The sequence below is a fragment of the Wolbachia endosymbiont of Mansonella ozzardi genome, assembly GCF_020278625.1.
Lineage (GTDB): Bacteria > Pseudomonadota > Alphaproteobacteria > Rickettsiales > Anaplasmataceae > Wolbachia.
On record NZ_JADAKK010000081.1, the window covers coordinates 1 to 2,422 of the forward strand.

4 protein-coding genes are annotated in these 2,422 nt (G+C 35.9%); 1 reads left to right on the forward strand and 3 read right to left on the reverse strand.

From position 1 onward, the window contains the following. Nucleotides 1–157 precede the first annotated feature (157 nt). Nucleotides 158–769 carry a heme ABC exporter ATP-binding protein CcmA gene (gene ccmA, locus IHO40_RS05570; protein ID WP_225537144.1) on the forward strand — a complete coding sequence of 204 codons (612 nt, stop codon included), beginning with the start codon at nt 158–160 and terminating at the stop codon, nt 767–769. 139 nt (nt 770–908) lie between these two features. Here ccmA and IHO40_RS05575 read toward each other — a convergent pair whose 3' ends face one another. The 3 genes from IHO40_RS05575 to IHO40_RS05585 all read right to left on the reverse strand — a co-directional run bounded on the left by IHO40_RS05575 (nt 909) and on the right by IHO40_RS05585 (nt 1,844). Beyond that, nucleotides 909–1,049, reverse strand: a complete 141-nt coding sequence (locus tag IHO40_RS05575; protein ID WP_225537145.1) for a hypothetical protein — start codon at nt 1,047–1,049, stop codon at nt 909–911. After that, nucleotides 1,046–1,300, reverse strand: a complete 255-nt coding sequence (locus IHO40_RS05580) for a hypothetical protein (RefSeq protein WP_225537146.1) — start codon at nt 1,298–1,300, stop codon at nt 1,046–1,048. Before IHO40_RS05580 ends, IHO40_RS05575 begins: the two co-directional genes overlap by 4 nt. Before the next feature lie 106 nt (nt 1,301–1,406). Further along, on the reverse strand, nt 1,407–1,844 hold the full coding sequence (locus tag IHO40_RS05585; RefSeq protein ID WP_225537147.1) for an ankyrin repeat domain-containing protein: 438 nt from the start codon (nt 1,842–1,844) through the stop codon (nt 1,407–1,409). Between the last annotated feature and the right edge of the window lie 578 nt (nt 1,845–2,422).

The following is a 2,422-nucleotide window of genomic DNA, read 5'->3' on the forward strand; positions in this document are numbered from 1 at the left end:
TAGTTAGAGTTGCACCAAAAACTAATGAAAGTGGGAGGAAAGTTGGTAAGCCCAGATAAACAATTACGTACCAAACACTTACTGTCTGTTGCACAAACTACCTACTGTTCATACATTGAAGTATCTAGGCTCCAGGTCCTCTTTCGAGGTCTAATAAATGCTTGAATGTGAAAATTTATCCTGCACCCGTAATAATAAGATATTATTTAAAAACCTCAGTTTTCAAGCTAAGCCAAAATCTAAGATCTTAATCACTGGTCCAAATGGTAGTGGTAAAACGAGCTTAATCAGAAGCTTATCCGGACTGTTGCCGCCAGTATCAGGAAACATAAGACACTGTGGAAAAGACATATATGATAATCTAAAGTCTTACATACCTTCTATGGTCTATATAGGGCATAAAAATGCCTGCAAAAATAATTTAGCTGTTGCTGAAAATATAGAACTCTGGGCAGGAATACGAGATACTAAAGAATTGATTATGGCCGCTGTTTGTTGTTTGCAGTTACAACCTGTACTTAATATTAGATATGGTGAACTTTCTGCAGGTTGGAAAAGAAGAGTTGCACTTGCTCGCCTTTTAATCTCTAATGCGAATGTTTGGCTGATAGATGAACCATTTTGTAATCTTGATAGTGCAACCTGCAAATTAGTGCTGAATCTAATCTCAATACGTTCTGAGCAAAATGGTATAGTAATTATTACAGGACATAGCTCTACGAAGCAATTGTGTGATTTCACTACAATTGACCTCACACTTTTTGCGTAATTGAAGATCTCATCTTTCGCCCTCTACTTCATTGAAAATGCCGCATGGTTTTTTCACAGCAATTTCTCGAATGCCTTTCATAATAGAATATACTACTAGTGCTAAACCGAGGGTCATAACACTAGCGTAGTTAATACTGCTATACTGCTAATTTCACTTTTATCTCTAAACTTGTTTTTGCACCATTTCCTTTTAGAAATTGGGTCATGCTTTGATTGCTTTTCTGCATGGCAAGGTCTAAAGGAGTCAATCCCTTTTCATCTTTTGTATTAACGTTCACTCCTTGTTTAAAAGAAGCTCTGTCTTCTTTATATCACCTTCTTTCACTGCATGAAGTAGGCGGATCTCACCATTTATCTTATTCTCAATGTCTGCTCCATATGATCTTAGTACTTCAATAGCTTTTTCATTTCTACTATTAGGCGCGATATCCAAAGCATCTATTCCAGCTTTATTTTTATAATCGATAAGGCTCTTTAACTTATTCCTGCAAAAGTCTTCTACATATTGCTCAATGATGAGTTTTACCACTTTCTCAGGACAATTATTAACAGCAGGAAAAAGTACTGTATTGTTATTATTGTCTCTTCTTGATTATGTCTGCTTTGAGTTTGTCTATTAAATACTTGATTAACTTCTACTCTGCTATCGTTTTCTGCTTCGGTGCACTGCCTGGTAGCCAAAAACAGGCAGTCCGTCCATTATTATCTGTATCTTCAATATCTTGTCCCTTATCAAGCAAGACCTGTATTATACTTTTGTTTCCATATAAAGCAATAAAGTGGAGAGGAGTGTGCCCTTCGGTGCTTTCTCTTTCATCGATTATTGCACCATGGATAGCTAGTAGTTCTATAAATTCCGGCATATCCACAAAAATTGTAAGGTGCATTGGTGTTAAATCGTCTTTACTATGATTGTTGGTTTTTGCGTTAACATTTGCTCCATTTTTTATCAGCAATCTCGCTGTTTCTAGTTGTTTGCGTCCGATAGCAATGTGCAGTGGTGTACGATCGCGTTCGTAATTATCATTGACATTTGCACCATACTTTACCAGTAGCTTTGCGACTCTCAACATTACCCTTCCAAATTGCAACATATTAAAGGGGTATGTCAATCTCTATTACGTAAATCAAGATTTGTCCTTGAATCAACTAAATTCCTAATTAATTTCTCAATTACCTCTAACTGAGCGGTTTTATCTAGTTTAACTCATTCTTCTTTTCCTTCTATTATATCAGAAAGTGGTTCGAAATACAGTAAAGATCTCTAAGTTCCCCTGAACTTAGCTTTACTTCTTGCGTCCCTACTCTAAGAGAACATTCTCCTATTTCCTCTATTATAAGAAATTGTGCACATGTTAATTTATATATTGTTAAGGACTGTTATTAAATTTTAACTAAAGTTCTTAATAATTAAACTTTTAATCAAAATGAAATCAGACTTCTCGCATAAACTAAAAAAGGTATCCGTCTTGATTTAATGAATGTATTTGATTAATGATCTCAGGTGGTTGCTACTCTGCCAGCGGTTGCTCGCCTACACTCCAAGCTGCAAGGCGAGCACTGCAAATTAGCGAAGTACACAAATCAACAAACAAAAAAAACTACCTGACAACCTTCGTCGTCACCCTTGTCATAGTAATGGAGCTATTTA

Bases quoted from the DNA above. Each gene is read 5' to 3' on its own strand.
- ccmA (WP_225537144.1), top strand. From the start codon at position 158: ATGCTTGAATGTGAAAATTTATCCTGCACCCGTAATAATAAGATATTA.
- IHO40_RS05585 (WP_225537147.1), bottom strand. From the start codon at position 1,844: ATGTTGAGAGTCGCAAAGCTACTGGTAAAGTATGGTGCAAATGTCAAT.